Annotated in this window: 23 protein-coding genes; 7 read left to right on the forward strand and 16 right to left on the reverse strand. The window is 62.1% G+C overall.

The window, feature by feature from the left end; all coding sequences use genetic code 11:
- Window positions 1–55: 55 nt before the first annotated feature.
- From FS665_RS09035 to FS665_RS09055, 5 genes are all read right to left on the reverse strand, one after another.
- Window positions 56–2,317: an ATP-dependent DNA helicase gene (locus FS665_RS09035; protein ID WP_145186575.1), complete on the reverse strand. Its 2,262-nt coding sequence runs from the start codon at window positions 2,315–2,317 to the stop codon at window positions 56–58.
- A complete protein-coding gene (locus tag FS665_RS09040; protein ID WP_145186578.1) occupies window positions 2,314–3,960 on the reverse strand; it encodes a VRR-NUC domain-containing protein in 1,647 nt (548 codons plus the stop codon). Before FS665_RS09040 ends, FS665_RS09035 begins: the two co-directional genes overlap by 4 nt.
- A gap of 85 nt (window positions 3,961–4,045) precedes the next feature.
- Window positions 4,046–5,347 (reverse strand): aminotransferase class I/II-fold pyridoxal phosphate-dependent enzyme, encoded by a 1,302-nt coding sequence (locus FS665_RS09045; RefSeq protein WP_145186581.1) that lies wholly within the window; start codon window positions 5,345–5,347, stop codon window positions 4,046–4,048.
- A complete protein-coding gene (locus FS665_RS09050; RefSeq protein WP_145186584.1) occupies window positions 5,337–6,680 on the reverse strand; it encodes a hypothetical protein in 1,344 nt (447 codons plus the stop codon). The genes FS665_RS09045 and FS665_RS09050 overlap by 11 nt, the downstream gene beginning before the upstream one ends.
- Before the next feature lie 402 nt (window positions 6,681–7,082).
- A complete protein-coding gene (locus FS665_RS09055; RefSeq protein ID WP_145186587.1) occupies window positions 7,083–8,105 on the reverse strand; it encodes a zinc-dependent alcohol dehydrogenase family protein in 1,023 nt (340 codons plus the stop codon).
- 206 nt (window positions 8,106–8,311) lie between these two features.
- Between FS665_RS09055 and FS665_RS09060 the strand changes: the two genes are divergently transcribed.
- On the forward strand, window positions 8,312–9,226 hold the full coding sequence (locus FS665_RS09060; RefSeq protein ID WP_145186589.1) for a LysR family transcriptional regulator: 915 nt from the start codon (window positions 8,312–8,314) through the stop codon (window positions 9,224–9,226).
- Window positions 9,227–9,247: 21 nt separating this feature from the next.
- On the opposite strand, the gene FS665_RS09065 is transcribed toward FS665_RS09060, so the two are convergent.
- Window positions 9,248–10,345, reverse strand: coding sequence for a catalase family protein (locus FS665_RS09065; protein WP_371921246.1), 1,098 nt, complete (start codon window positions 10,343–10,345; stop codon window positions 9,248–9,250).
- A gap of 225 nt (window positions 10,346–10,570) precedes the next feature.
- On the opposite strand from FS665_RS09065, the gene FS665_RS09070 reads away from it, so the two are divergent.
- Window positions 10,571–10,936, forward strand: a complete 366-nt coding sequence (locus FS665_RS09070) for a low affinity iron permease family protein (protein ID WP_145186592.1) — start codon at window positions 10,571–10,573, stop codon at window positions 10,934–10,936.
- A gap of 117 nt (window positions 10,937–11,053) precedes the next feature.
- Here FS665_RS09070 and FS665_RS09075 read toward each other — a convergent pair whose 3' ends face one another.
- Window positions 11,054–13,027: a choline BCCT transporter BetT gene (locus tag FS665_RS09075; RefSeq protein WP_145186595.1), complete on the reverse strand. Its 1,974-nt coding sequence runs from the start codon at window positions 13,025–13,027 to the stop codon at window positions 11,054–11,056.
- 318 nt (window positions 13,028–13,345) lie between these two features.
- Between FS665_RS09075 and FS665_RS09080 the strand changes: the two genes are divergently transcribed.
- Both FS665_RS09080 and FS665_RS09085 read left to right on the forward strand, forming a co-directional pair.
- A complete protein-coding gene (locus FS665_RS09080) occupies window positions 13,346–14,134 on the forward strand; it encodes an EAL domain-containing protein (RefSeq protein WP_145186598.1) in 789 nt (262 codons plus the stop codon).
- 206 nt (window positions 14,135–14,340) lie between these two features.
- Window positions 14,341–14,541 (forward strand): type II toxin-antitoxin system Phd/YefM family antitoxin, encoded by a 201-nt coding sequence (locus tag FS665_RS09085; protein ID WP_145186601.1) that lies wholly within the window; start codon window positions 14,341–14,343, stop codon window positions 14,539–14,541.
- Window positions 14,542–14,572: 31 nt separating this feature from the next.
- On the opposite strand, the gene FS665_RS09090 is transcribed toward FS665_RS09085, so the two are convergent.
- From FS665_RS09090 to FS665_RS09110, 5 genes are all read right to left on the reverse strand, one after another.
- Entirely contained in the window at window positions 14,573–15,379 is an 807-nt protein-coding gene (locus FS665_RS09090) for a DUF3618 domain-containing protein (RefSeq protein ID WP_145186604.1), read from the reverse strand.
- Complete coding sequence (locus FS665_RS09095; protein ID WP_145186607.1) at window positions 15,376–15,810, reverse strand: phage holin family protein; 435 nt, start codon at window positions 15,808–15,810, stop codon at window positions 15,376–15,378. Before FS665_RS09095 ends, FS665_RS09090 begins: the two co-directional genes overlap by 4 nt.
- On the reverse strand, window positions 15,810–16,406 hold the full coding sequence (locus tag FS665_RS09100) for a hypothetical protein (protein ID WP_145186610.1): 597 nt from the start codon (window positions 16,404–16,406) through the stop codon (window positions 15,810–15,812). Before FS665_RS09100 ends, FS665_RS09095 begins: the two co-directional genes overlap by 1 nt.
- Window positions 16,407–16,538: 132 nt before the next feature.
- Window positions 16,539–16,826, reverse strand: coding sequence for a hypothetical protein (locus FS665_RS09105; protein ID WP_145186613.1), 288 nt, complete (start codon window positions 16,824–16,826; stop codon window positions 16,539–16,541).
- A 91-nt stretch (window positions 16,827–16,917) separates the two neighbouring features.
- Window positions 16,918–18,516 carry a histidine kinase famiy protein gene (locus FS665_RS09110; RefSeq protein ID WP_145186616.1) on the reverse strand — a complete coding sequence of 533 codons (1,599 nt, stop codon included), beginning with the start codon at window positions 18,514–18,516 and terminating at the stop codon, window positions 16,918–16,920.
- Window positions 18,517–18,669: 153 nt separating this feature from the next.
- Between FS665_RS09110 and FS665_RS09115 the strand changes: the two genes are divergently transcribed.
- Window positions 18,670–18,915, forward strand: a complete 246-nt coding sequence (locus FS665_RS09115) for a hypothetical protein (protein WP_145186619.1) — start codon at window positions 18,670–18,672, stop codon at window positions 18,913–18,915.
- A gap of 30 nt (window positions 18,916–18,945) precedes the next feature.
- Here FS665_RS09115 and FS665_RS09120 read toward each other — a convergent pair whose 3' ends face one another.
- The 3 genes from FS665_RS09120 to FS665_RS09130 form a co-directional block, all read right to left on the reverse strand.
- Window positions 18,946–19,170, reverse strand: a complete 225-nt coding sequence (locus FS665_RS09120) for a hypothetical protein (protein ID WP_145186622.1) — start codon at window positions 19,168–19,170, stop codon at window positions 18,946–18,948.
- 103 nt (window positions 19,171–19,273) lie between these two features.
- The gene (locus FS665_RS09125; protein ID WP_178108316.1) at window positions 19,274–21,763 is read right to left on the reverse strand and encodes an ATP-binding protein; all 2,490 of its coding nucleotides are present in this window, start codon (window positions 21,761–21,763) and stop codon (window positions 19,274–19,276) included.
- 340 nt (window positions 21,764–22,103) lie between these two features.
- Window positions 22,104–22,376: a PepSY domain-containing protein gene (locus FS665_RS09130; protein ID WP_145186628.1), complete on the reverse strand. Its 273-nt coding sequence runs from the start codon at window positions 22,374–22,376 to the stop codon at window positions 22,104–22,106.
- A gap of 183 nt (window positions 22,377–22,559) precedes the next feature.
- Between FS665_RS09130 and FS665_RS09135 the strand changes: the two genes are divergently transcribed.
- On the forward strand, window positions 22,560–22,802 hold the full coding sequence (locus FS665_RS09135) for a hypothetical protein (RefSeq protein WP_145186631.1): 243 nt from the start codon (window positions 22,560–22,562) through the stop codon (window positions 22,800–22,802).
- A 29-nt stretch (window positions 22,803–22,831) separates the two neighbouring features.
- On the opposite strand, the gene FS665_RS23385 is transcribed toward FS665_RS09135, so the two are convergent.
- Window positions 22,832–22,993 (reverse strand): hypothetical protein, encoded by a 162-nt coding sequence (locus FS665_RS23385; RefSeq protein WP_178108317.1) that lies wholly within the window; start codon window positions 22,991–22,993, stop codon window positions 22,832–22,834.
- 261 nt (window positions 22,994–23,254) lie between these two features.
- Here FS665_RS23385 and FS665_RS09140 point away from each other — a divergent pair, with 261 nt between their 5' ends.
- On the forward strand, window positions 23,255–23,665 hold the full coding sequence (locus FS665_RS09140; protein ID WP_145186634.1) for a response regulator: 411 nt from the start codon (window positions 23,255–23,257) through the stop codon (window positions 23,663–23,665).
- The last annotated feature ends 44 nt before the right edge of the window (window positions 23,666–23,709 follow it).

Genomic DNA, 23,709 nt, shown 5'->3' on the forward strand with positions numbered 1-23,709 from the left:
GGTTTGAACACGCAGTGTACTGGGAGTTGCATGGCCGTGCGAAGGGGCTGGCGGTTTAGTCGCCGGCAAGTTGCCACCACGTGGGGAACATCTGTTGAACCCGCGGCTCGGCGAATCGCTCGTCGATCAACACCAGCACGCCACGGTCTTGATCGCCGCGGATGACCCGCCCAGCGGCCTGAATCACCTTGCGCACACCGGGGTACAGATAGGCGTAGTCGAAACCCGCGCCAAACTGGCGTCCCAGGCGCTGTTTGAACTGCTCGTTGATCGGATTGACCTGTGGCAGGCCCAAGGTGGCGACGAATGCGCCGATCAGACGGGTGCCGGGCAGGTCCACCCCTTCGCCGAACGCCCCACCGAGCACAGCGAAGCCGACGCCCTGCCCGTCCGCCACGAAACGCTCGAGAAACGCCTGACGCGCCGCCTCGTCCATGCCTGGCGCTTGGGTCCACAGGGGGATGCCTGGGTGCTGCGCAGCGAGCAGGCTGGCCACCTGCTGCAGGTATTCGAAACTGCTGAAGAACGCCAGGTAATTGCCCGGCAGGCGCTGGTATTGCTCGGCGATCAACGCAGTGATCGGCGCCAGGGATGCCTGCCGCGCGTGGTAACGGGTCGACACCTGGCTGGCGATGCGCACCTGCAGTTGCTCGGCGCGAAACGGCGCCGCCACCTCGAGCCAGGCGGTATCGGCGGGCATGCCCAGTAGATCGGTATAAAAGCGCCGCGGGCTCAAGGTCGCGGAAAACAAGGTTACGCTGCGTGCTGCACGCATGCGCGGTGCGAGCAACCTGGCCGGGGTGACATTACGCAGGCACAGGCTGGCCAGGCGTTGTTTGCCCGCACCCTGGCGCAAGCTGATATCGAACAGGAAATGCTCGTCGAACAGCTCGGCCACTCGGCTGAACTGCAAGGCCTGGTAAAAGAACTGCAGCACCTGCGGGTCAACCTCGCTGGGGCGTTCGTTCAGGCGCTCCTGGATCAGGCCGATGCATTGCTGCAGCGCACGCACGAACGCTTCTGGCAGCTGCTCGCTGGCCTGATACGCCGCCTGCTGGGTCTTGAACAAGGCGTTCCACTGTCGATTGAGCCGGTCCAGCGCGCTGACCAAGCCTTGAGGCTTGCTGCGGCGCAGTGCGCGCAACTGGCCTTGATCGAGCGTCGCGCTGTACATGGCGCGCCCGCGCTCGACCAGGTTGTGCGCCTCGTCGACCAGCACCGCGATGCGCCACTGGTTCAACTGCGCGAGGCCGAACAACATGGCGTGGGCATCGAAGTAGTAGTTGTAGTCGGCCACCACCACATCCACCCAGCGCGCCATTTCCTGGCCCAGGTAGTACGGACATACCTGATGGGCCAAGCCCACTTCGCGCAGTACCGCGCGGTCGAGAATGGGCCGCGCGGCGGCGGCCTGGCGCGCGGCCGGGAGGCGGTCGTAAAAGCCCTTGGCCAACGGGCAGGACTCACCGTGGCAGGCTTTGTCCGGGTGTTCGCAGGCTTTGTCACGGGCGATCAGTTCCAGCGTGCGTAGCGCAGGTTGCGGGGTGGCTGCGTGGATTTGCCCCAGGGCGTCGAGGGCCAGGGCTCGACCAGGCGTCTTGGCGGTAAGAAAGAACAGCTTGTCCAACCGCTGCGGGACCATCGCCTTGAGCAATGGGAACAACGTGCCCAGGGTCTTGCCGATGCCGGTGCTGGCCTGGGCCAGCAGGCAGCGCCCAGTGCTGACTGCCTTGTACAGGGTTTCTGCCAACTGCCGCTGGCCCTGGCGAAATGCCGGGTAGGGGAACGTCAGGGCTTGCAGGCCCTCGTTACGCGCAACCAGGCGCTGTTCCTGGCTCTGCGCCCAGGCGAGAAAGCATTGACACTGGGCTTCGAAGAAGCTCTGCAACTGCGCGGCTGAATAGTGTTGACTGATCAGCGTCTGCTTGTCGCTGTCGACGTCCAGATAGACCAGGGCAACCTCGATGCTCGGCAACTGCCGCACCTGGCACAGCAGCCAGGCATACACCTTGGCCTGCGCCCAGTGCAGCTGGCGGTGGTTGTCAGGCTGGCGCGCGAGATCGCCACGGTGCGTTTTGATCTCTTCCAGGCGATTGGCCGCCGGATCGTAGCCGTCGGCACGTCCGCGCACGCGCAGGCCTTGGCAATCGCCCTCCAGGGTGATCTCCGACTCGTAGCCGGCAGCGCGACGCGCCACGACCCGGCGGTGCCCTTCGATGCCCTCCTGGGCCGTCGGGGACGGGGTGAAACGCAGGTCGAGGTCGCCGACCTTGGCGGTGAATTCGCACAGCGCGCGGACCGCCACCCGATAACTCACGCAGCGCTCCAGCGCACGTGACAGACCGCCACCGGCAAGCCGTGCTCGGCGCAAAACTGCAGCCAGCGCAATTGGTTGTCCTGCAGGCGATCACCTGGCCCCTTGACTTCGACCATGCGGTAGCACTGCTGCTCTGGCCAGAACTGAATCAGATCGGGCATACCGGTGCGGTTGTTGCGAATATCTTGTAGCAGGCGCAGGAAACACTGCTTCAAATGCGCTGCCGGCAAACAGGCCAAGGCTTGCTCGAGCAGCGCTTGGCTGAGCATGGACCAGAACACGAACGGCGATTGCAGGCCCTGCTTGGCCGTGAAGCACTCCACGATGGCCTGGCGGTGGGAGTCGTCGTCCAGTCGGCCCAGGCAGGCTGCGAAATACGCGGTGCGGCGCTGCTGGAAGTCGCTGTCATGCAGGTCTTGCGGAGCTGCCTGGAAGGGGTTGAAGAACGCCCCCGGCACCGGCGCGAATATCGCTTCCCAGCACAGCAGGCCGAACAGACTGTTGAACAGGGTGTTCTCCACGTAGTGCACTTGCCCGCCCGCTTGCGCCAGATGTTGGCGCACGGCCTCTTCGACGCCGAGCGCTGCCTGCTCACGTGGGAGTTCCAGTTCGATCAATTGCAACGGCGCCGGCCGACGCCGTGGCTGCGGCGGCCCACCGAGCTTGCGCGCCAGGCGCGGCAACATGCGCTCCAGTGCCTGCACCTCCAGCGGATTGGCCGGCGCGGCAGCCAGCTTCAACGCCAGCATATGCGCCTGAGCCCAGCGTTCACTGCGTTCCAGCACGCGGACCTGGCGAATTCGCGCCTGCGCGTGGCTGCTGCGCGCATACACCGACAAAGCCTGGTCCCAGTCACCGAGCCGCTCGCACTGTTGACCCACGGCGAACAGCAAGCGCGCGTGACGCCGTGCCAGCCACGCATTGTCAACGTGCAGACTGGCCAGGGTGGTGAGGATGGTCGCGGGCGCTTCGCCTTGCTCCAGGCGCTCGACGCACTGGTGCAAGGCAATGGCCTGATCCACCTCGCTGCGCTGCTGGAGGGCCCGCGAATCGGCGCTGAAAGGCACTTTTTCGAAGCGCAGCACGCCCATGTCGGCGAGGACGAACTCTGACCAGTCCTGGTACAAATTACCGAAGAACAGCAGGCGGATGCGGTCGCACAGTGGTTGCAGGCACCACTGCACGATGCGCACTGACACGCAGCCGAACCATTCGGCCAGGGGCCTGGGGGCCAGGGCCAACGCCTGTAATTGTTGCAACAGCTCGTGCTTGGCTGCCCGGGGCTTTTCCAGGTGCTCGGCGAAGCCTGCAGCGAGTTCGTCCTTGCGTAGCAGGTGGAACAGTTGCTCAAGACTCAAGGCCGCAGGCTCACATACCCATCCAAGCGCCATCAGCGGCTGCAGCGCCTGCGCCGTGTCGCCGATTTCGGTGTATTCGAGGCGGTCGCTACGGAACAGCTCGCCTTTGCGCATGACCATGCGCACCAACAACGCCTGGGCGGGCTGGGCGAGCTCGGCGAAAGTACGGATGAACGCCGACTCCTGCTCATCGAGCAAGTCGGCATAACGTGACTCGACCCACAGCAGTACCTGGCGGAAGTTATGCAAGTAGTACAGCGGGTCATCGACGGAATGGGCAATCACAAGGCGAGGTCGGGCAGCGAAAACGAACACTGTTTATACATACAGATCCGGCCGTCAGGCAAGTTCAGCGGTCGATTACCCACACCTACCGACGAGTGGCATCGCCGCTCAACTTCTGCAACGCCTGCACCAGCGCCTGGGGGGATTCGCCCACCCAGCGCAGACTCACGTAGCGCTCGTAGCGACCGGGCAAACCATACTGCTCACCCGCCACGGCATGCAGAGCAGAATCTGCCGTGGCTGCCAGCACGGCAGCGCTCGACCACGCCTGGGCCAGGCGCAACCACAGGGTATGTCCGCCTTCTGGCCGCTGATACTCCACCTGTTCACCCAACGCCCCGCGCAAATGCTGGCAGAGCTGCTCCATGCGCTGCTGCAGCGCCAATCGTGTAAGCCGCAGCTGCGCATCGATGTCACCTGCGACAAGCAGCCGGGCCAATGCCTGCTGACGCAGTGGGCTGATCTGGAAGTCCCGCAGGGCGAATGCCAGGTGCACGGCCGGCGCGCGCCCCAGCAGGTAGGCATAAGGCGCCTCGGTGCCGACCGCGGCCTCCATCGAACCCAGCACCAGCAAGCTGCGCGGGTCGACCCAGTCGCGCAGGCGCGACGCAGCGGGTGCGGTAAAACACAACTCGCTGTCCAGGTCGTTTTCCAGCAACCACACCGCATGCAAGGCGAGTACGTCGGCAATCTGCTGGTGAACCCGTCGAGCCATCAACCGACCCAGCGGCGCACTGAGACACGAAGGCAGGATGACCAGGGCGATCGGCTCGGCGACCAGCAACCTGGCGAGAGTAGTCACCTCAGCGCTGCCGTCGGGGCCTAGCGGCAGCTCCACGACCCGCACAGCGCAGCGCTGGAGCGTGCGCAGGATCCGCCAGCAGCAAGGGGTTGCCACCAACACGGTACTGCCCGGCGGTGCCAGCGCAGCGAGCAGCGTCTCCAGCACGGCCTGCACATCTGGCCCCAACTGCACATCATCTGGCCGCCAGACCTGCGGGGCATTGTGGGTGTAACGCTGGGCCAGGGCTTCGCGCAGCTGCGCACCGGCGTGCGCTGCGCCAATACGCGCTGGCGAGCGGCCCAAACGCCGCTCCTGGGCCAACAATGCGCGCTCCAATGCCGGTTGCGCCACTGGCGTGTGGCCGACGTCGGCGCGTATCGGCGCTACGGCGACCTTGGCGAAGTAGCCCGACTTGGCGATCGATCGGACCCTGCCCTCGCGCTCGAGCAGGGTGTAGGCCGCTTGCACGGTGGCCAACGATACCCGCAAGCGCCTGGACAGCGTTCTCAGCGACGGCAAGCGTGGCTGCCCGCCTCGTTCGGCATCGTCGATCAAGGCCGCCAGGTAGCGATACACCACTTGATAGGCGAACTCACGGGCCATCGAAAAGCCGCAGGTGCACATCTCGCCCGGCCAGATAGCCTAGCCAGCGCGCCGCACTCGGCTGCGCAGGCGCATCGTAGATCATGCGCAATTGCGCAAGCGGCAGACCGCTGACATTCACGATCCAGTCCCTGACCGCATCCGGGCAGGCCTTGCCTTGCAGGGCCCGATGCAGATAAGGCAAAGCGACCAGCATGTCGGGATGGCAGCACTGCAGAAAACGCTCGAGACCGGCGCCGCGGTCGCTAAATGGCCGAAAGAACATACAGGCCAGTTGCGCTGGCTCAAGGCCCGGAGGCTTGGCATCGCCCACCAGATACAAGCTTCCGGCAGAAGATGTACCGCCGGGTACCGACGCTGGACTGACCGGCGCACACGCAGCCGCCTGGCAACGCGACGCCAGGTCTTGCAGGTGAGCCAGCGCCAGGGGGTCGATGAACCCCGCCAATGACGGTGCCTGCGCCCCAAGCTCGAAGCCCCAGCCCATCACCCGGTCCAGGCCGGCATCACACAACAGCGAGGGGAGCAGATCGTCGAGGCCAAGCACCTGCAGCGGTATCGCCCTCGGCGTTGAGCGGCCCGACACGTGCGCCATCGGCTCCAAGGAGCCGGCGGCCCCGTGCAGGTGCCCTAGCCGCTCGACCAGTTCATCGAGGCAGTGGGGCAGCGCGTCGTCGACCGCCACACCCGCCAGTTGCAGACTGCGCCGGGCCCAGCCGAGCAAACGCCTGCGCTGTCGAGCAGGCAGGGCTGTCACCACGGCGTCCACGCTGGGGTACCCGGCCAAGGCCAGGCGCACGGCATCGGCCAATTCCAGATAGGTTCGGCTACCGAGCAGGGCGCGAGGCCTGGCATCGACCACGTGGCCGAACAACAGCATGGCTTGACCCGCCGCTTGGCCACGCGGGCCGGCGCCGCTGGGTTGGCGGGCAAATGGCACCACGGCTGCGCCTTCGAGCATCTGCACTTGTACCCGCGGGTCGTCATGCATGAACAGCGCGTCGAAGCCACGTTCATGCTGCTCCAGCATGGCTTTGCTGTTCGCCGGCAGGCAGCTTGTCAGTACCTGAAGCTTGAAGGTCACTGGCGCCCGCAGCGCGATGCTCAGTTGTGCTGCTCGCATCACTGCCAGTAGCCGTGCACTGCAGCGATCGCCACCTTGCACCAGCAGCAACCTGAACGTGCCGATGTATTCCGGCCCGCCAGCGACCACCAGCAATCGCTGTATCAACAATTGCAGTGAGGCGCGCTGCGTTTTGCTCATGTGATTCAACAAGCGCTCGAGCACCTGTTGGTAGATAAAGTTCATGGCCTGGTCGTGAACGATACTCACCGCACTACCCCGCCGGGTATTTCAGTACCGCCATTGCGGCGAAATGCTGCATGTTCAGGTATTGAAAACTTAGGAAGTTTCCTACAAGAATATAGGAAGCCTGCTAGTTGCTTATATGCTTGCCCTAGCCGCCTGAAAACAACTACCGGCATGGGCGACAACAACGCCCTGGGCCGTGCTCCACCGCGCTTGCTCGGGTTCATTGTCCGCTCCTTGCGTCCGTTTGGGTCAGGTCATTATCGAGTCTTGCCAAACGAATAAAAGATACAGATGGCATTGAAAAAACCATTCAGAAATCAGTCAATACGCAGGCGATCGTGCGCCGCTCCAATTACTTAGGCTAGACAGCAAAATGCAAAAAACCGGGCAGATGCCCGGTTCTTTGGTTACCAACTAATGCTGTCAGGTGCGCGTCATGTCTAGCACCACACGCCCGCCACATGGGCATTCATCCATGTAGCGATGCGCCTCCACCACGTCGCTGAATGGGTACACCTTGATGATCTGCGGGGTCAGCAGCTGATCGGCAGTGAACTGATTGATGTCGCGCAGCGCCCGCTGCAGTGCGACCTGATCCTGGCTGATGCCCAGTTCTGGCTTGCCGGTGAAGTTGCCGATGCAGTGCACGTAGAACTGGATGTTCTTCTGGAACGCCGCGCAGGCCGGAAATGGCGTCTGGTTGCCGCCTTGCAGACCATACAATACCAGGCTGCCACGGGGTGCCAGCACATCACCGAGCAACGACATCTGTGGGCCGCCCAGGCCGTCGAGGACCATATCGACTCCACGCCCGTCGGTGTACTTGCCGATCTGCATCAGCAGGTCCTGCTCTTCGGTGACGATGACCTTGTCAGCGCCCAGACTCAGCAGATAGTCACGCTGTTCCGGCTCCTTGGTGGCGGCGAAGACTTTCAGGCCCAGCGCCTTGCCCAGTTGCACGAACGCCGGCCCTGCGCAGTGGCTGGCGTCGGTCACCAGCGCGCTCTGCCCGGCCTTGGCCCGCGCCAGGTCGACGTAGGCGAAATAGGCGATCAGCAGCGGCGTGTAGTGCACACTGGCCTCGATCGGCGTGAGCAGATCCGGGTAGCGGGTGATGGCGCTGCGCGGCAGGACGATGACATCGCCGTACACCGGATGGTCATTGGCGCTGGTGGCTGGGAAGCTGGCAACCCTATCGCCCACGCTGATGTCATCGACACCATCGCCGACCGCAGTCACCACACCGGCCATTTCGTGGCCGATGCCGGCCGGCAGGCGTGCTTGCGAGGGCGCCAGGTTCTGCCGCCAGAGCACGTCGTACCAGCTCACGCCAATGGCCTCGACGCGGATCTGCACTTCACCGACGGCTGGTGTCGGTTCGGCCTGCTCCTCGCAGCGGAGCACGTCGGCAGCGCCGAACTTGTGGAACCGGATGATGCGGGACATCACATACCTCGCCTGTGTGAATCTCGTATTACCACGGACTTTATCCGGGCTTTTGCCGTTAGACCATCAGTGGCTATTAATAGTCGACATGCCTGTCATCGATTGGGCACCTGACATTCCTGTGCATTGGCCCCCGGAAATCGGTGCAGGGTAACAGCCTTTGGCCTTAAGATTCACCCCGGCCCCATTTTTGACGAAGCGCACCGATGAATCGAAACGACCTGCGTCGCGTAGACCTCAACCTGCTGATTGTGTTCGAAACGCTCATGCACGAGCGCAGCGTGACCCGCGCGGCAGAGAAGCTGTTTCTCGGTCAACCGGCGATCAGCGCCGCACTGTCGCGCTTGCGCACGCTGTTCGATGACCCGTTGTTCGTGCGCACCGGTCGGAGCATGGAGCCCTCGGCGCGGGCCAACGAGATCTTCGCCCTGCTCTCGCCAGCGCTGGACTCGATTTCCACGGCGGTCAGCCGCGCCGCCGAATTCGACCCGGCCACCAGCAACGCGGTGTTCCGCATTGGCCTGTCGGACGATGCCGAGTTCGCCCTGCTGCCGCAGCTGCTCAAGCGCGTGCGCGCCGAAGCGCCAGGTATCGTCCTGGTGGTACGCCGGGTCAATTACTTGTTGATGCCCACCTTGCTGGCCTCCGGCGAAATCTCTGTCGGCGTCAGCTACACCAGCGAACTGCCGGCCAACGCCAAGCGCAAGGTGCTGCGCCGCAGCAAGCCCAAGTTGCTGCGCGCCGACAGCGTGCCGGGCAGCATCACCCTCGATGACTTCTGCGCCCGCCCCCATGCACTGGTGTCATTCGCCGGCGATTTGTCCGGTTTCATCGATGAGGCCTTGGAAGCGATCGGCCGCAAGCGCCACGTGGTGCTCGCGGTGCCGCAGTTCAACGGCCTGGGCAGTCTGCTGGCCGGCACCGACATCGTCGCCACCGTGCCTGACTACACCGCCGATGCGCTGACCGCAGCCGGCGGCTTGCGCGCCGAGGACATGCCGATCCCGGTGCAGACCTTCGAGCTGCACATGGCCTGGCGCGGCGCCCAGGACAACGACCCGGCCGAACGTTGGTTGCGGTCGCGGATACAGATGTTCTTTGGGGATCCTGACAGCCTCTAAACCCTCCTATCCTGCCCCACCTCAACGCGGCTCGTGAATCGGGCAGCCGTTGTGCGCCGCGCGGAACCCTGCCGACATCTCGTAACTGGGCTTGCGCACCCGCATCACCCCACCTAACGGACGATGTGCCGCCAACCCATGCCAGGGGCTGAACGCCATGCCGTCATCGATGGCTCGCTGCTTGTCTGCATCCCATGAGGGCTGTGGCGCCACGCTGATGCGCGCCACAGTCACATACGGGCTCTGATCTTCCGGCCATTGCACTGTGGCATCCTCGATCGGCATCTGTTCGATCGAGGTCGCGAGCTGCACGCGGATTTCCCAGACGGCGGCATGCTGATCGAAAAACTCGCTGACGACCGTGCGCAGCACGTCGGGGTCGTCACCCGCATCGAGTTTCTTGTCGGTCAGCGCTGTCAGCTCTGGGGAAACCGGCACGACGGCGATCTTGGCGAAGTAAGGGCCGTACAGCACCGGCACCACCGTGCTGAAGGACTCGCCCAGGATGTGGGTCAACGGGTGCCCACCCAAGCTTTTCAACGCGCCGCTTTCGCCACCCAGCGCCTCGAGCGTCGCTTCGACGCCGCGCAACACGGCAGAAACCGCCTGCTTGGTTCGTGGCGCCTTGTCGGTGGTGGCAGCCAGCATTTTCAAGGTCTTCAAGAATGCCTTAGGTGTCGGGGCGGTGAAGGCCTTGGCGTTCTGCATCACAAAGTCCTGGGTAGTGTCCCCTTCACTGCCGGGCAAGCGCGGCCCGTCGACGCCGATGATCTTGATTGCCAGCCCCCGCGGGGTCGACACTTTGTCGTTGAGGATATCACCAGGATTGGTCGACAGGCGCAGGACGACCGGCAAGGTGCCGGGCCTGGCGAATGCGCCCTGGGCCAGCGCCGGGGGAAGATTGTCCAAGATCTCGACGTGGCCATGCAGCAGCCCGTGGGCCTTGGCATGCACGCTGCGATTGGCGTGAGCGTTGTCTTTGAAGGTGGTCTCGAGAATCCCGTGGAGGGTTTCGGCCAGTGCTTTGCTGGTTTCAGCCTCGTCATCGGGAATTTGTTCGAACGACGGCTCGAACGGGATGGGTTTGACTTGCAAGGTCAGGTGGGAAATTTCGGCCATGCGCCTATCCTCAGTCAGTCGTACCACAGGGTGTGGGCTGAACAGCGACCCGGTTAAAGATGCAGACGCCGAGGCCGCATGAAAGTTGTCAGCAGGCCCTGTGCCACGCGACCGGAGGTTGAGGTCTGCACCGCCTGTTGACTTGCCCTCAATGGCCTACGCAGTTGTAAAAAAAATTTCTAAGCCCTGTGGCTGTCCCACGTCAGAGACAAATCGGAGGGCACCATGAAATTCGCGCAATTCTGTCAATGGCTGGCGGACCGTTCCGGCAAGCCAAGCACCTTTCTCATCGCAGTGGTACTGATCATCCTGTGGGCGATTTCAGGCCCCTGGTTTCATTACAACGATACTTGGCAACTGATCATCAACACCTCGACCACCATCGTCACGTTCCTGATGGTGTTTCTGATTCAGAACACGCAGAACCGCGACAACGACATCCTTCATGTAAAGCTCGACGAGCTTATCCGCGCCACGCAATCGGCGCAGCGCTCTGTGCTTGATCTCGAGGCGATGGACAACAAGCAACTGCGGGCGTTGCGCAAGGAGTACCGCGCGCTGGCCGAGCATCGTTCGAAAACCGAGCACTGAGTGACGTCCAGCATCTCGCCAGCAACGAAGCGGCGCCAAGAGCCTCAGCCCTGGCGCCGCTTTGATGGGCAAGCAGACGTCCATGGACGTCTGCCGGCACTGCATTGAGTGGTTCGCTCAGCTCACCACATGCAAGTAATGCAGGTGCCGCTCGTATTGGTCGAGGATATCGCCAATCACGTCTTCTCGACTCCAGCCCATGATGTCGTAATCCTGGCCACCTTCACGCAGGTACACCTCGGCGCGGAAGTATTTACGCGCTTCGCCGCCATCTTCGGTATCGCGCATCACAAAGCTAGGCGTGTTGAAAGCCCGGGGGCGAACTTCGTATTTGAATCGGCCTTCACCGGCATGCGACAACTCCAGCGCTACGCGGCCATCCTCCCGCTCTTCCACTGCGACGTCATAGCCTTGCTTGCGCAGCTCTTGTGCCACCTCTTCGCAGGCGGGCCTTACCACGTCGGTAATGAAGCGCGACACGTGGGCACGGCGCGGCATCATGGCGATATTGCGCAGTCGACGCTGCCAGCCGCCGTGGGACTGCCGATCCTGGCGCAGCCCAGGCAACGCCTGATTGCGCAGGCCGCGGCGGGTAGCATCCAGGCTCAGCGCCTTGAACAGGCCATACATGGCGATCAACAGGATGACAGCGAACGGCAGAGCGCTGGCAATGGTAGCGGCTTGCAAAGCCTTCAGCCCGTTGGCCAGCAACAAGGCGATCGCCACTGCGCCAATGCTCACCGACCAGAAAATGCGCTGCCACAACGGCGAGTGGCCTTTACCCGAGGAGGCCAGCATGTCCACGACCAGCGCGCCGGAGTCGGCAGAAGTGACGAAGAACACCATGACCATCAACACCGCGACCAGCGACACCACGGTAGGCCAGGGGAAGTGCTCGAGGAAGGCGAACAGCGCAAGTGAGCTATCCTGCTCGACCACTGCCGCCAGGTCCTTGACCCCATCGACGAGAATCATGTGCAGCGCCGAATCGCCGAATACCGTCATCCACAGCAAGGTGAAGCCGGCCGGTACGAACAACACGCCGCAGACGAACTGGCGAATGGTTCGCCCCCGCGAGATGCGGGCGATGAACAAGCCGACGAAGGGCGACCAGGACAGCCACCAGCCCCAATACAGCAAAGTCCAGCCGCCGATCCAGTCGGTGGGCTCATAGGCGAACAGGTTGAAGGTCTTGTTGACGATGTCCGACAGGTAGGCGCCGGTGTTCTGTACGTAGGCCTGCAGCAGGAACACGGTCGGTCCGACGATGAGCACGAACAGCATCAGCAGTACGGCAAGGCCAAGGTTCAGCTCGGAGAGGATACGAATGCCCTTGTCCAGCCCGCTGGCCACCGACAGGGTGGCCAAAGCGCAGGTCACGGCGATCAGGATTACCTGGACCGTGGTGTTGACCGGCAGACCGAACACATGGTGAAAGCCGCTGTTCATCTGCAGTACACCGTAGCCCAGCGATGTGGCCACACCGAAGACCGTGCCGAGGATGGCGAAAATGTCCACGGCATGGCCAATCGGGCCGTAGATCCGTTCACCGATCAGCGGGTAGAGCGCCGAGCGCAGGGTCAATGGCAGACCGTTGCGGAAACTGAAGTAGGCCAGGATCAACGCGACGATAGCGTAGATAGCCCAGGCGTGTAGACCCCAGTGGAAGAAGGTGATGTTCATCGCCTCTCGCGCTGCGGCCACAGTGCCAGGGTCGCCAACCGGGGGTGCGGTGAAGTGCATGACCGGCTCGGCCACGCCGAAGAACATCAAGCCGATCCCCATGCCTGCCGAGAACAACATCGCGAACCAGCTTTTATTCGGATAATCCGGCTCGCTGTGATCAGGCCCCAGCTTGATGTCGCCATAGCGGCTGACGGCCAGGAACACCACGCTGATCAGCACCAGCGCCACAGTCAGGATGTAGAACCAGCTGGCGTTGGTAATGATCCATTGCTGGACCATTTCGAACAGCGTCTGGGCGTGCTCCTGGAAAGCCGTGGCGTATAACACCAGCAGGAAAACGAGTATTGCGCTCGTGTAGAAGACGGGTGGGTTTAGGGTGCTCCTGCGTTTGTTTTCGGCAGTCATTGCGGCACTACTCCTCGTCTGCGGTGAGCGCGGTAAGCCAAACGGGTTACGCCTACCTGCTTTGAAGAGTGTGAAACCGTAACGTCAGTTCCGGAAAATGTCGAATTTCAACAGCTTGGCGACGTTTTTAGTGCGTGGCTGGGCGCTTCGGGAGAATCCGCGGTCTGTGAGGTTCGCACGCGCCCGCCCTGGCGCGTTGCGCGCAGATGCGTAGGACAAATCAGGCGCTCTGGCACACCGTCCCTCGGCTGGCGATTGGCTTATGCTGGATATTCCCGCATGCTGGCAATCCGCCCATACGTACGCCAATGGTAATTCATGAGCCAGCCCGTTTTTCCCCAGCCCTTCGAAGCGATCGGCTGCGCGCAGTGTCGCAATCTTGCAAGTCTGGACTTCGAGATCACCATGGCGTTTCAGCCGATCATCCATGTGCCATCGGGCAAGCCGTTCGCCTATGAGGCGCTGGTGCGTGGTTTGAAGGGCGAGAGCGCAGGCGAGATTCTCGCGAAAGTGACACCGGACAACCTCTACCGCTTCGACCAGGTCTGCCGGGTCAAGGCCATCGAGCAAGCCGCTGCGCTAGGGCTGGGGCGCACGCGCGACTGCAAGTTGAGCATCAACTTCCTGCCCAATGCTGTCTACCGCGCCAGTACCTGCATTCGCGCCACGCTTGAAGCGACACGTACCTTCGGCTTTCCTGCCGATCGCTTGATGTTCGAAGTGACCGAGGGCGAACGAATCGAAGACACCGAGCACCTGAAGTCGATTTTCAAGGAATACGACCGCCAGGGTTTTACCACTGCGATCGATGATTTCGGTTCGGGCTACTCGGGGCTGAATCTGCTGGCGGAGTTCCAGCCCAATGTGCTCAAGCTGGACATGGCCTTGACCCGCGGGATCTGCAAGGACCCGGTGCGCCAGGCCATTGTGGCCGGCATCGTTCTGGTCGCCCAGCGCCTGGGTATCACCTTGGTAGCGGAAGGCATCGAGACGGAAGCGGAGCGCCAGGCCCTGAGTGACTTGGGTATCGAACTGATGCAGGGCTATCTCTTTGCAAGGCCGCAAATCAACGTCCTGCCGCTGCTTGAGCGCCTGCACGCGGGCTGATCGGCGAGTTTGCAGCTCAAACTATTCCACAGAACGGGTTTTTGGGGGGGATTCTATTCGCGGCAAGCGGGAAATTCGGGATTCTTTGCATGCACATTTCTGTTTGCACGCATCATCATAGTACCCAGCCTGCAGCCTTATCCGGAACGCAGGTCTAGAGGGTGCCATCCCACCCGCCACTCGAACCTCCCAAAAGGAAATCCATCGTGCACCAGGTGAAATACGACCTGTCCGAAGCTCAGACCACCCTTGAATACATTCTCGAACAAGTTATTTACGGAACGGCGGTGGTCATCGTTCGCAACGGCATCGAGATCGCTCGCCTGACCGCGGTCGAGGGTCTGAGTGGTCGGGCAACTACAGTGATGGACTCGCCTTACCAGCTCGCTGGCCAACCCTCAGCCTGACTGCAGAGGGTTGGCGGGATCGGCAATGGACTCAAGGTTTGAAGCCCAACCCTGCGGACAGGTCGGTCGCTTCCTGCGACTGGCCTGCAGGGCTGGGGGATGGTGACCTGGCCTGATCCAGCGATTGCTCCACCGAGGCCTTCACCTCGCTGCCTTTGGCCTTGAGTGTTTCGCTGACGCGATCGCTGCTGGCGCCCATCAGCTGGTCTTCCTTGCGCGTATTGGGTAATGCTGCGCCTATTGCTGCACCCAGCGCGACGCCCAACGCTGCCATCACCAACGGCTGCTCCTTGAGCAACTGGTCGAACTGACCCTTGAGCGCAGCGCCCTGATCGGCGACCTGATGGGCCGAATGGCGCAATGTATCCGCCGACGCGCCTACCGACTCACGCGCACCACCCCCCATCTCGCTGGCACGGTCACGCATGTCGTGGGCCTTCATCCGTGCCTTGTGACCGACATCATGGACCGCCTCACCAGCGTGGGCGAAAGCCCCCTTGACCGCGTCCACGGCCTCGCCCAGTTTATCCCCCAGGCCTGGCCCATGCTGTGCCGGGCCTGGGTTGAAGGGACGATTCTGATTGACCCCCAACCAAGCCAGGCCCAATACCGTCAGGGTCGCCGGAACCGGGTTGTTCTTCAGCGTAGTCCCCAGGTTGTGGAAGAACTCGCCGCCGTTGCCCTTGGCGTAGGCCAGTACCCGATCCACCATCTGCCCAGGGCTGAGCTGCTGCTCCAGGGCATCGACCAGGTCGCTGATATGCTCACGCTTGGCGTTGATTTCCTGCTCGAGCAAATCCGGATCTTTCTGTGCTTCATGTTCGAACGAGGTGGTCATGGCATTTTCCTCTTCAGCGTGTCCTTGTCCTGTTGCATGGCGTGCAGGGTACGATCGGGTGCCAAGTGCGTAGGCTGGAATTGCTTCTTGCCGGATTGCAGCATGATGAAGCCGATCACCAACGTTACGCCGCCAACGATCAAGGCCGCGAGCCACGGCTCGACCACCAGCGCCAGGCCATACACAGCCGCCAACAGCAGAATGACGAAGCCTGCCAGCATCACAATGGCGCCCGCCGCAACGGCAGCGGTGCCCGCCTTCAAGGTCGCCAGGTTGTGCTGCAACTCGGCCTTGGCCAGGGCCAACTCTTTGATGAACAGCTCGGGGACTTCACGCATCAGCTGGCGCAGCAGGCCGCCGACGCCGACGCCGACTGCATCATCCTCAGGGGAGCGCAAGCCGGGTGTGGTGTGCAAGGGATCCTTGTTCATCATTCTGCTCCTCTGAGCGGGTCGCGTTCGAACGGGCTGCCGCCCACCGGGGTACCCGCTCCGGCACCGATCGGGTCGACAGGCGTGAAGGGTTCGCGGGTCGATACGTCACTGCCGCGATCAGGCGTGCTCGCAGGCATGCTGGATGCACGCTGCCAACGCGTATCGGCTGTGGCGCCTGTGCTGTCATGGCTGGTGCTGGCGCGCATGAACCGTGATACCGCGAAACCGACGGCGACACTGCCCGCCAGGAACAGGGCCGGGTTGCTGCGCGCTAGCTGGGCGCCGCGCTGCAGGAGGCTTTCGGCACTTTCATGGCGAACCTGGTTGGCGAACTCCCCGACGTATTCAGCAGCTTGCGTCAGGTACTGCGACAACCCCATGGTGTCATGCTCCTGCATGGCCGCAGCGGCGGAGCGTGCACCTTCCTCCAGCGACTCTAGCTGCTCGGCGGCCGTATCACGGTACTGCTCGAACTGCTCGCTGCCTTTCTGCCTGGCTTCGCCAAGCAAGGCACCAGCCTCGTCGGTGATGGCATGCACATGGTCCTGGGTACTGCCTGACGTTGAGGTCGAGCGTTGATCGTTAGTGTCCATCGTAACGTCCTCGAAGCGGATTGATCAGGGAATGCCTAATCGTTGGCATCCATTCGGGGGACGTGCCACGTTACGCAGGAGTTCAGCGGATATGATCTATGACATGTGCCTGGCAGGCCAAACAGTGGGCCGCTAGAGAACCCTGCGCCGTTGACCGCCGTACAGGCTTTGCCGAGGATGATAGTCCGCGCCGGCAATAGCCTTGAGGAAGCTGCGGTCAGCCAGCTGGCGCAAGTCGCGCCACTGGCGCCAGTCGATCAGGCCCTGGCGGTCCATTTCGTCGGCCAGGCGCAGCAGGGATTCATGGTGAGAACTGGGGCAGTCGCGCCTGCGCTGGGTATCGTCGTAAAGCCCAAACCACTGGTTGAGCACGGCCAGCCGGCGCTGCTCCTGGTCGATCTGCTGGGTGATAGCGTTCATGTTCGCAGCCCTCGCACGCTTTGACGGTCGAGCACAGGGCTTGAGCAAGGTTCACCTGGCGGGCGCAAATGGTCATTGCGCCCGCAGGCGATCAGCCGATACCGGTAGGCCCGTCGAGCACTTGCCGTACGCGCCGGGCCAGGTCATGCGGCTGGCAAGGTTTGGAGATGACTTCGAACTCGGAGCCGCCAATGTCGGTGCGCTCGATCGAGTTTTCCGCGTAGCCGGTGGTGAGCAGTACCTTGATCTGCGGCTGCAGGCGCCGCACCTCCCGCGCCAGCATCACACCGTTCATGCCGCCTGGCATGATCAGGTCGGTGAACAACAGGTCGTAGCGCTCCCCGGCCTGGATCAGTTTCAAGGCCTCGCGGGCGTTGAGCACCATGTCGGCCGAGTAGCCATAGTCTTCCAGCACCATCTTCGCCAGCTCTGCTACATCAGGGCGATCCTCGACGATCAGGACGCGTTCGCTGCCCACGCTGCGCTCGGCTGCGCGCACCGGCTGCTGCTGGACGATCTTGGCATCGTCGACCGGGAAATACAGGCGTAGCGTGGTGCCCTCACCCTCTTCGGTGTAGATGCGCGCCGCGCCACCTGACTGCTTGGCGAAGCCGTACACCATCGACAGCCCAAGCCCCGAACCCTTGCCCTCCTCCTTGGTGGTAAAGAACGGGTCCATGACGCGATCACGAATGCTGGCAGGCATGCCGATACCGTTGTCGGTGACCGACATGCTGACGTAGCTGCCTGGCAGCAAGCCGTCGAAAGAATGGTTGATATCGGTGACCAGCACGTTGCGCGTTTCGATGAACACATAGGGGCGCTGCCGACCGATCAGGGCATCGCGTGCATTCATGAAGATATTGAGCAGCGCCACCTCCGCCTGGGTCGCATCGATGCGGCAGTTGCGCAGGTTCTCTTCCAGATCGAACTCGACTTCGACATCCGTGCCGAACGTGCGCTCCATCATCGGCCGCACATCGTCGATCAGGTGGTTGAGGTTGAGGACGCGGCCATGCAGCTTCTGCTTGCGAGCAAACGCCAGCAACTGCTTGGTCAGGGTGCTGGCACGATCGACGGCGGTCTGCGCATGGCCGACGCTGCGGCGCACGCGGTTGAGGTCGACCTGCGACTTGTCGGCTTCGCTGGCGATCAGCCCCAGGTAGCCGCCCATCACCTGCAGCAGGTTGTTGAAGTCGTGAGCAATGCCTCCGGTCAACTGCCCCAGGGCTTCCATTTTCTGCGACTGGCGCAAGGCGTCTTCAGCGTCTCGACGCCGGCTGACATCCAGTTGCGAGGCGAAGAAGTAGATCAGGTCGCCGCGCTCGTTGAAGATCGGCGAGATGAACAACGCGTTCCAGAAACTGGAGCCATCCTTGCGGTAGTTGAGGATCTCGGTGGCAATGTCGACGCGCTGCTCAATCGCATCGCGCAGGGCATCGACAACGCTCGTGTCGGTGTCGGGCCCCTGCAGGAAGCGGCAATTCTGGCCGATGATCTCATCGCTGTCATAGCCGGTCATTTCCAGAAACGCCCGGTTGGCGAAGATGATCGGGTTATCGTCACGGTTGGGATCGGTGACGATCATGGGCATGCGGGTGGTTTCGACGGCTGCAAAGAACATGTCGTGCGGCAGCTGCGAAATATCCCCTGAAGCTTGGTTGCTGACGCGCGCCTTCTTGCTGGTCACTGGGACCTCCTTGATCGATGCATAGGCCGGATTCGATCTGGACAACCGTGATAGGCAGGTTGCTCAACCTTCACCGCTCGACGTTCGAAGCGGTGAACCTCAGGCGTTTTTATCCTGTCCCACGTCGAAAGGCAATCGGCTGGGAATGGCGTTATGGATGTGTGGATGGACCTGCTCGAATGGCCGGCGATGGCCTTGACCGTACTGGCCGCCTGGTGCATCGGCTCAAGGCGTCCAGCCCGACGCAAGCTGGGCTTTTGCTGCTTCATTGCAAGCAATGTGCTGTGGGCCACCTGGGGCTGGCAGGCGCAGGCGTGGGCACTGATCATTCTGCAAGGGTGCCTGGGTGTGATGAATCTGCGTGGATGGAAGAAGAACACCGCGATGGAACCGGGCTAGGCGCCCGGTCCGGTTCAGACCTGGGCAGGATCAGCGCTTGGCCTTCTCGTCGACGTCTGCCAGGCGGCGATTGATCTCTTCAGTCTGCTCTTCGAGCTCTTTGATCGAGGTGGGTGTGATCACCTTATCAACCACTTCGGTATCCGGATCCGGCGACTCAAGCACCGGGCTCGGCGCCTGCTCTCCGCGCTGCGCCTGATCAGACGAGATAGGGCGAGGGACTTTGTCGCCAGTAGTGCCGTCGGTATGTTTCATGGGCGCTCCTTGTGTGAATGAGGTCTTTTCAAAAGAGCGTTGCGGCACGCAAAAAGTTTTATTTCGCTTACAGTTGCGACGCAAAAATACCTCAGCGCCTGGCTCAAGCCAGTTGCAGCATCTTCGCCACTTTTTCCAGCAACAGCTGGGTGTCGAAAGGCTTGGTCATGACCGCCGTACTTGGCGTGAGAAATCCTCCCTTGAGTACGGAGGCTTCGGCGAAACCAGTGACGAACAGCACCCGTAGGTCCGGCCACTGCGCACGGGCGGCATCGGCCATCTGCCGACCATTCAAAGCGCCAGGCAGGCCAACGTCGGTGAGCAGAAGATCGAAAGCGGCACTGCTGCGCAGCAGTTGCAACGCCCCCGCACCCTCCTCGGCTTGCTCCACCTCATAACCTGCCTCCCTCAAGGTTTCGACCATGGTCATGCGCACGATGGGTTCGTCATCGACCACAAGGATGCGACTGCTATGGGCGACGGGCGCCCTATGCGTTGGCAGCTGGCTATGTGTCTGCGCTGGCTGCTCACCTTCATGGCGTGGCAGGAACAAACGCATGGTAGTACCGACGCCCTCCCTGGAGTGCACGTCTATCTGACCTCCGGATTGTCGAACGAACCCGTGGACCATCGATAACCCCAGCCCGGTGCCTTGCCCAAGCGGTTTAGTAGTGAAGAAAGGATCGAAGATACGCTTGATATCCTGGGCCGAAATGCCGGCGCCGGTATCGGCCACGCTGATCAGGATGTAGTCGCCAGCCGGAAGATCAGCCTGCAACGCCGCGGCACCTGCGAGTTCCACCACTTGAGTGGTAATGGAAATGGCGCCGTTGCCACCTGGCATCGCATCGCGTGAATTGATCGCCAGGTTGAGCAGTGAACTTTCCAACTGTACCGGGTCTATGCGCGCCAGTCCGGTGTCGGGCGCCAGGTGCGTGATCACCGAAATAGCCGGGCCCACCGATCGGTTGATCAGGTCGACCAGGTCCTCGACCAGGGCGTTGATGTCGGTAGGCCGGGGATCCAGGGTCTGGCGGCGGGAAAAAGCCAACAGACGCTGGGTCAGCGAGGCGGCACGTTTGGCACTGACCTGGATGCCATTGAGCAGCCGCTCGCTATTGTCGGTTCGGCCCTGGCCCAAGCGCCGAGCGAGTAGATCGGCGCTGCCGAGGATGGCCGCCAGGATATTGTTGAAGTCGTGCGCAATGCCTCCGGTGAGCTGGCCGAGGGCTTCCATCTTCTGCGACTGACGCAGAGCCTCGTTGGCCTGGGACAACTCTTCGGTACGCTGCGCAACCCGATCTTCGAGGGTCGCCTTGGCCACTTGCACTTCACGGTACAGCTGAGCGTTATCGATGGCCACGGCGGCTTGGGCGGCGAGCGAGACCATCAGATGTTCGTGACGCTCGGTGAACCGGCCAGGCTCCGAGTGTCCGAAGAACAACCCGCCCAGCACGTCGCCAGTGCGCGAAACCACCGAAATGGCCAAGTAGCTGCGCACGGGCAGGTGGCCTTCGGGCATGCCATGATGCGGGGCAAATTGACCGTAGCGCGGGTCGCTGAGGATATCCTGCGAGCGCACCACGCCTTCATTACGAAACGTTGGGGCGAACACAGGCGTCGCCCGCGGATGCCCGAGTTTCTCGAACGCTGAGCGATCAGTCCCTGACAATGTGTAGAGCTTGAGGTGAGCCCCGGCTGCATCGACTTCGTTGGCGAAGTAGGCGCCGTAGGCGGCACCGGTCAGCGCCATGCCCGCGTCTGTCAGGTTCTGGACGATGCGCTCGAGGTTGAGGTCGCTGGCGAATGCTGCATTGATGTCGCGCAGGATCCCCAGCGTCCGGCTCTCCTCCCGCAAAGCCTGCTCGACCTCGACGCGATTGGTGACGTCGAAGCCCTCGCAGAATATGCCGGTCACGACACCACTGTCGTCGAACACCGGCTCATAGACGAAATCGAGGTAACGGGTAGCCTTGCCCTCGCTACCCCAGTACAGCGAGATGGCGGTTCCGGTAGCCACGAACCGTTCGCCCGAGGCGTAGACATTGTCGAGCCAGGCAAAATAGCCCTGCCCGTCCAGATCGGGGAACACCTCGCGGACCGATCTGCCCAGGTAGCCACGATCACCGAAGCTGCGGCGAAACGCTTCGTTGACGAACTCGAAGATGTGCTCCGGACCACGCAGAATGGTAATGAACCCAGGCGCCTGATCGAACATGCGCCGGTCGCGCCCGAGCGTGATATGCGAAGGCACAGGTTCCATCGCCGACAGATGCACTTCCTGACCCTGCACCAGGATCCCCGCCACTTCTCCATCCGGGCCACGAAGCGGACTGAGGCTGAACGCCCACGGCTTTTCTCGATCGAGCCTGACCGGAAACTCCGAATCGGACAGTAACAGCAGCGCGCCCTTTTCCAGCACGACGTCGAGCTGCAAGGCCACGCGGGCCCATACTGACGTCCATACATCGTGGGCGGGGTGCCCTAGCGCCTGAGGATGACGATGCCCCATCGCCGGGACCCAGGCATCGTTGTACAGCACCCTGCGCTGCGCCCCCCAGATGATCGCCGAAGGGAGATCGGAACTGAGCAAAAACGCATACGCCTGAGCAAGGGCCTCTGGCCAAAGCGCTCGGTCACCCAGCGGGGTGCGCGTCCACTCGGTACTTGCCAGCGGCTGCGCAGAGGCAGTGGATGAACAGGTCGTAGCGTTATCCGTCGGGCGTTGGTCGTCGCAGTCCATGATCAGTGGTCGCCGGGGCAATACAGTGGATTTATACCTTCATGCCAGGTTGAGCACACCTGGCCGCACTTGTTCCATCCGCTGAACAAGGCAACCGACCAGCTACCGGGTGAGATCGGGTCCAGCTACCGGACGAAAAAAACCCGCGCACCGGGCGCGGGTCGCTCATGGAGCAACACCCGCCCTATGATCAGTTGTCGAGCTCATCCTTGATGATCTTGCCGTCGCGCGGATCGACCTGGAACTCATACTGCTTGCCGTCAGCCTTCATGCCTTCACCTTCCCAATGACCATCGTCGGCCTCGATCTTGGTGATCTGAGTGTAACCAGCGCCCTTGAGCGTGGCCTCTGCCTGGTCCTTGGTCACTTTCCAATCCGCACCAGGCTGGTCCGCCCAGGCCGAGGAAGCCGCCATCGCACCTACCATTGCCAAGCCGGTGAACACTCGGGTCATCGCTTTCATCGTCAATATCCTTTTTCAGAGGGGTTGATGATCCGACTCGCCGGGGCTTGCCGGCGTTCATTCTTTCTCACTGCCCGCCCCTGCCTGGATCCGACTGTCGGGAATGTGCCGGACCGGCTTCACAATGCCTGAGCAGCTGGTAGTGTCAGATCGAAGTGTTGCAGGCAGGGTCAAGGAGGGATCATGAATAAACTGGACGCTATCCGTATCACAGCGCAGCTCAATGCGTGCGGGCAGGCGTTGCGCTCGCTGCGCGCCTACGATCAAGGTGCCGCTCGCCGGACAGCAGCCGAGCTCTACAAGCTAAGGCTGCGTGCTGAATTCCAGTACAACGCCCTGAAGGCCCTGCAGCAGCGAGACCACCACTCTGACCCCGAACTGGACCAGTTCAACTGGCTGCTGGCGTCAGAGGACTCGTCAGCCTGACGATAATCGGCCTCTGATCGCTACCACGCTCAGAGCGCCGTTTCGCCGTCATCGTCAATATCGATGTCAGCTTCGTAGGCGTCGGTCGCGTCGGCGTCGTTCAACGGCGGCGAGGTAGGTTTGAGGGGGTCATTGATATACGGCACCCCGCTAGGACCCTGTTCTTCCAGACCTTCGGTTTTCGGCTGCATGGTTGTTCCTCCTTTAAGCAATGGAGCCGCCAGGTATCGAGGGGTTCCGGCTTTTTGACTGCGCAAGCGCATTTTTTGCGCCGCTGAGATCGAACGCCGCCTCTAGAGCCCGCTCGGTTCAGGAAAAATCAGAGCGGACACTGAATTTTTCACAACGCTCGGATGTCTCAGTGATAGCGCACTGCTACCACCCTGCCCAGGCCATATCACAATGGCTGGACATTCAACCCGTCCAAGCGTGCGCTGGGCGTGAGTATCGATATGAAAACGTTTGATCTAGCCAAGTTGCGTCCAGCCATCTTGTTGGTAGAGGACGAGCCCATCATCCGTGAGCTGTTGGCCTACGCCTTGGAAGACCTGGGTGCCGTCGTGACCCAGGCCGAAACGGCCGCCCAAGGCCTGCAGACCTTGCAGACGCAGTCATTCGCGCTGCTCCTCACCGATGTAAGGACTCCGGGGTCGTTAAATGGCCTGGAACTGGCGAAGATCGCCGCACAGCAATTTCCACGAATGAAGCTGATGGTCACCAGTGGCTACTACGACACTATCCATCAAGCCTTGCCTGAAGGGGTCAAGTTTCTGCCCAAACCGTGGACCCTTGAATCGCTGGTCGGCGCGATCGAGGAGCTGCTCGCGCAACCGGCCGGCTTGGCCATGCAGCCTGCCGCCTAGCGTACAGGTGGCGAGCTGCGCGACGGGCTGAGCCAGCTCCGCCA

The sequence above is a fragment of the Pseudomonas sp. URMO17WK12:I11 genome (genome assembly GCF_007677725.1).
Taxonomy (GTDB): domain Bacteria; phylum Pseudomonadota; class Gammaproteobacteria; order Pseudomonadales; family Pseudomonadaceae; genus Aquipseudomonas.

Bases quoted from the DNA above. Each gene is read 5' to 3' on its own strand.
- FS665_RS09045 (WP_145186581.1), bottom strand. From the start codon at position 5,347: ATGGCCCGTGAGTTCGCCTATCAAGTGGTGTATCGCTACCTGGCGGCC.
- FS665_RS09055 (WP_145186587.1), bottom strand. From the start codon at position 8,105: ATGTCCCGCATCATCCGGTTCCACAAGTTCGGCGCTGCCGACGTGCTC.
- FS665_RS09060 (WP_145186589.1), top strand. From the start codon at position 8,312: ATGAATCGAAACGACCTGCGTCGCGTAGACCTCAACCTGCTGATTGTG.
- FS665_RS09065 (WP_371921246.1), bottom strand. From the start codon at position 10,345: ATGGCCGAAATTTCCCACCTGACCTTGCAAGTCAAACCCATCCCGTTC.
- FS665_RS09070 (WP_145186592.1), top strand. From the start codon at position 10,571: ATGAAATTCGCGCAATTCTGTCAATGGCTGGCGGACCGTTCCGGCAAG.
- FS665_RS09075 (WP_145186595.1), bottom strand. From the start codon at position 13,027: ATGACTGCCGAAAACAAACGCAGGAGCACCCTAAACCCACCCGTCTTC.
- FS665_RS09080 (WP_145186598.1), top strand. From the start codon at position 13,346: ATGAGCCAGCCCGTTTTTCCCCAGCCCTTCGAAGCGATCGGCTGCGCG.
- FS665_RS09090 (WP_145186604.1), bottom strand. From the start codon at position 15,379: ATGACCACCTCGTTCGAACATGAAGCACAGAAAGATCCGGATTTGCTC.
- FS665_RS09095 (WP_145186607.1), bottom strand. From the start codon at position 15,810: ATGAACAAGGATCCCTTGCACACCACACCCGGCTTGCGCTCCCCTGAG.
- FS665_RS09100 (WP_145186610.1), bottom strand. From the start codon at position 16,406: ATGGACACTAACGATCAACGCTCGACCTCAACGTCAGGCAGTACCCAG.
- FS665_RS09105 (WP_145186613.1), bottom strand. From the start codon at position 16,826: ATGAACGCTATCACCCAGCAGATCGACCAGGAGCAGCGCCGGCTGGCC.
- FS665_RS09115 (WP_145186619.1), top strand. From the start codon at position 18,670: ATGGATGTGTGGATGGACCTGCTCGAATGGCCGGCGATGGCCTTGACC.
- FS665_RS09120 (WP_145186622.1), bottom strand. From the start codon at position 19,170: ATGAAACATACCGACGGCACTACTGGCGACAAAGTCCCTCGCCCTATC.
- FS665_RS09130 (WP_145186628.1), bottom strand. From the start codon at position 22,376: ATGAAAGCGATGACCCGAGTGTTCACCGGCTTGGCAATGGTAGGTGCG.
- FS665_RS09135 (WP_145186631.1), top strand. From the start codon at position 22,560: ATGAATAAACTGGACGCTATCCGTATCACAGCGCAGCTCAATGCGTGC.
- FS665_RS23385 (WP_178108317.1), bottom strand. From the start codon at position 22,993: ATGCAGCCGAAAACCGAAGGTCTGGAAGAACAGGGTCCTAGCGGGGTG.
- FS665_RS09140 (WP_145186634.1), top strand. From the start codon at position 23,255: ATGAAAACGTTTGATCTAGCCAAGTTGCGTCCAGCCATCTTGTTGGTA.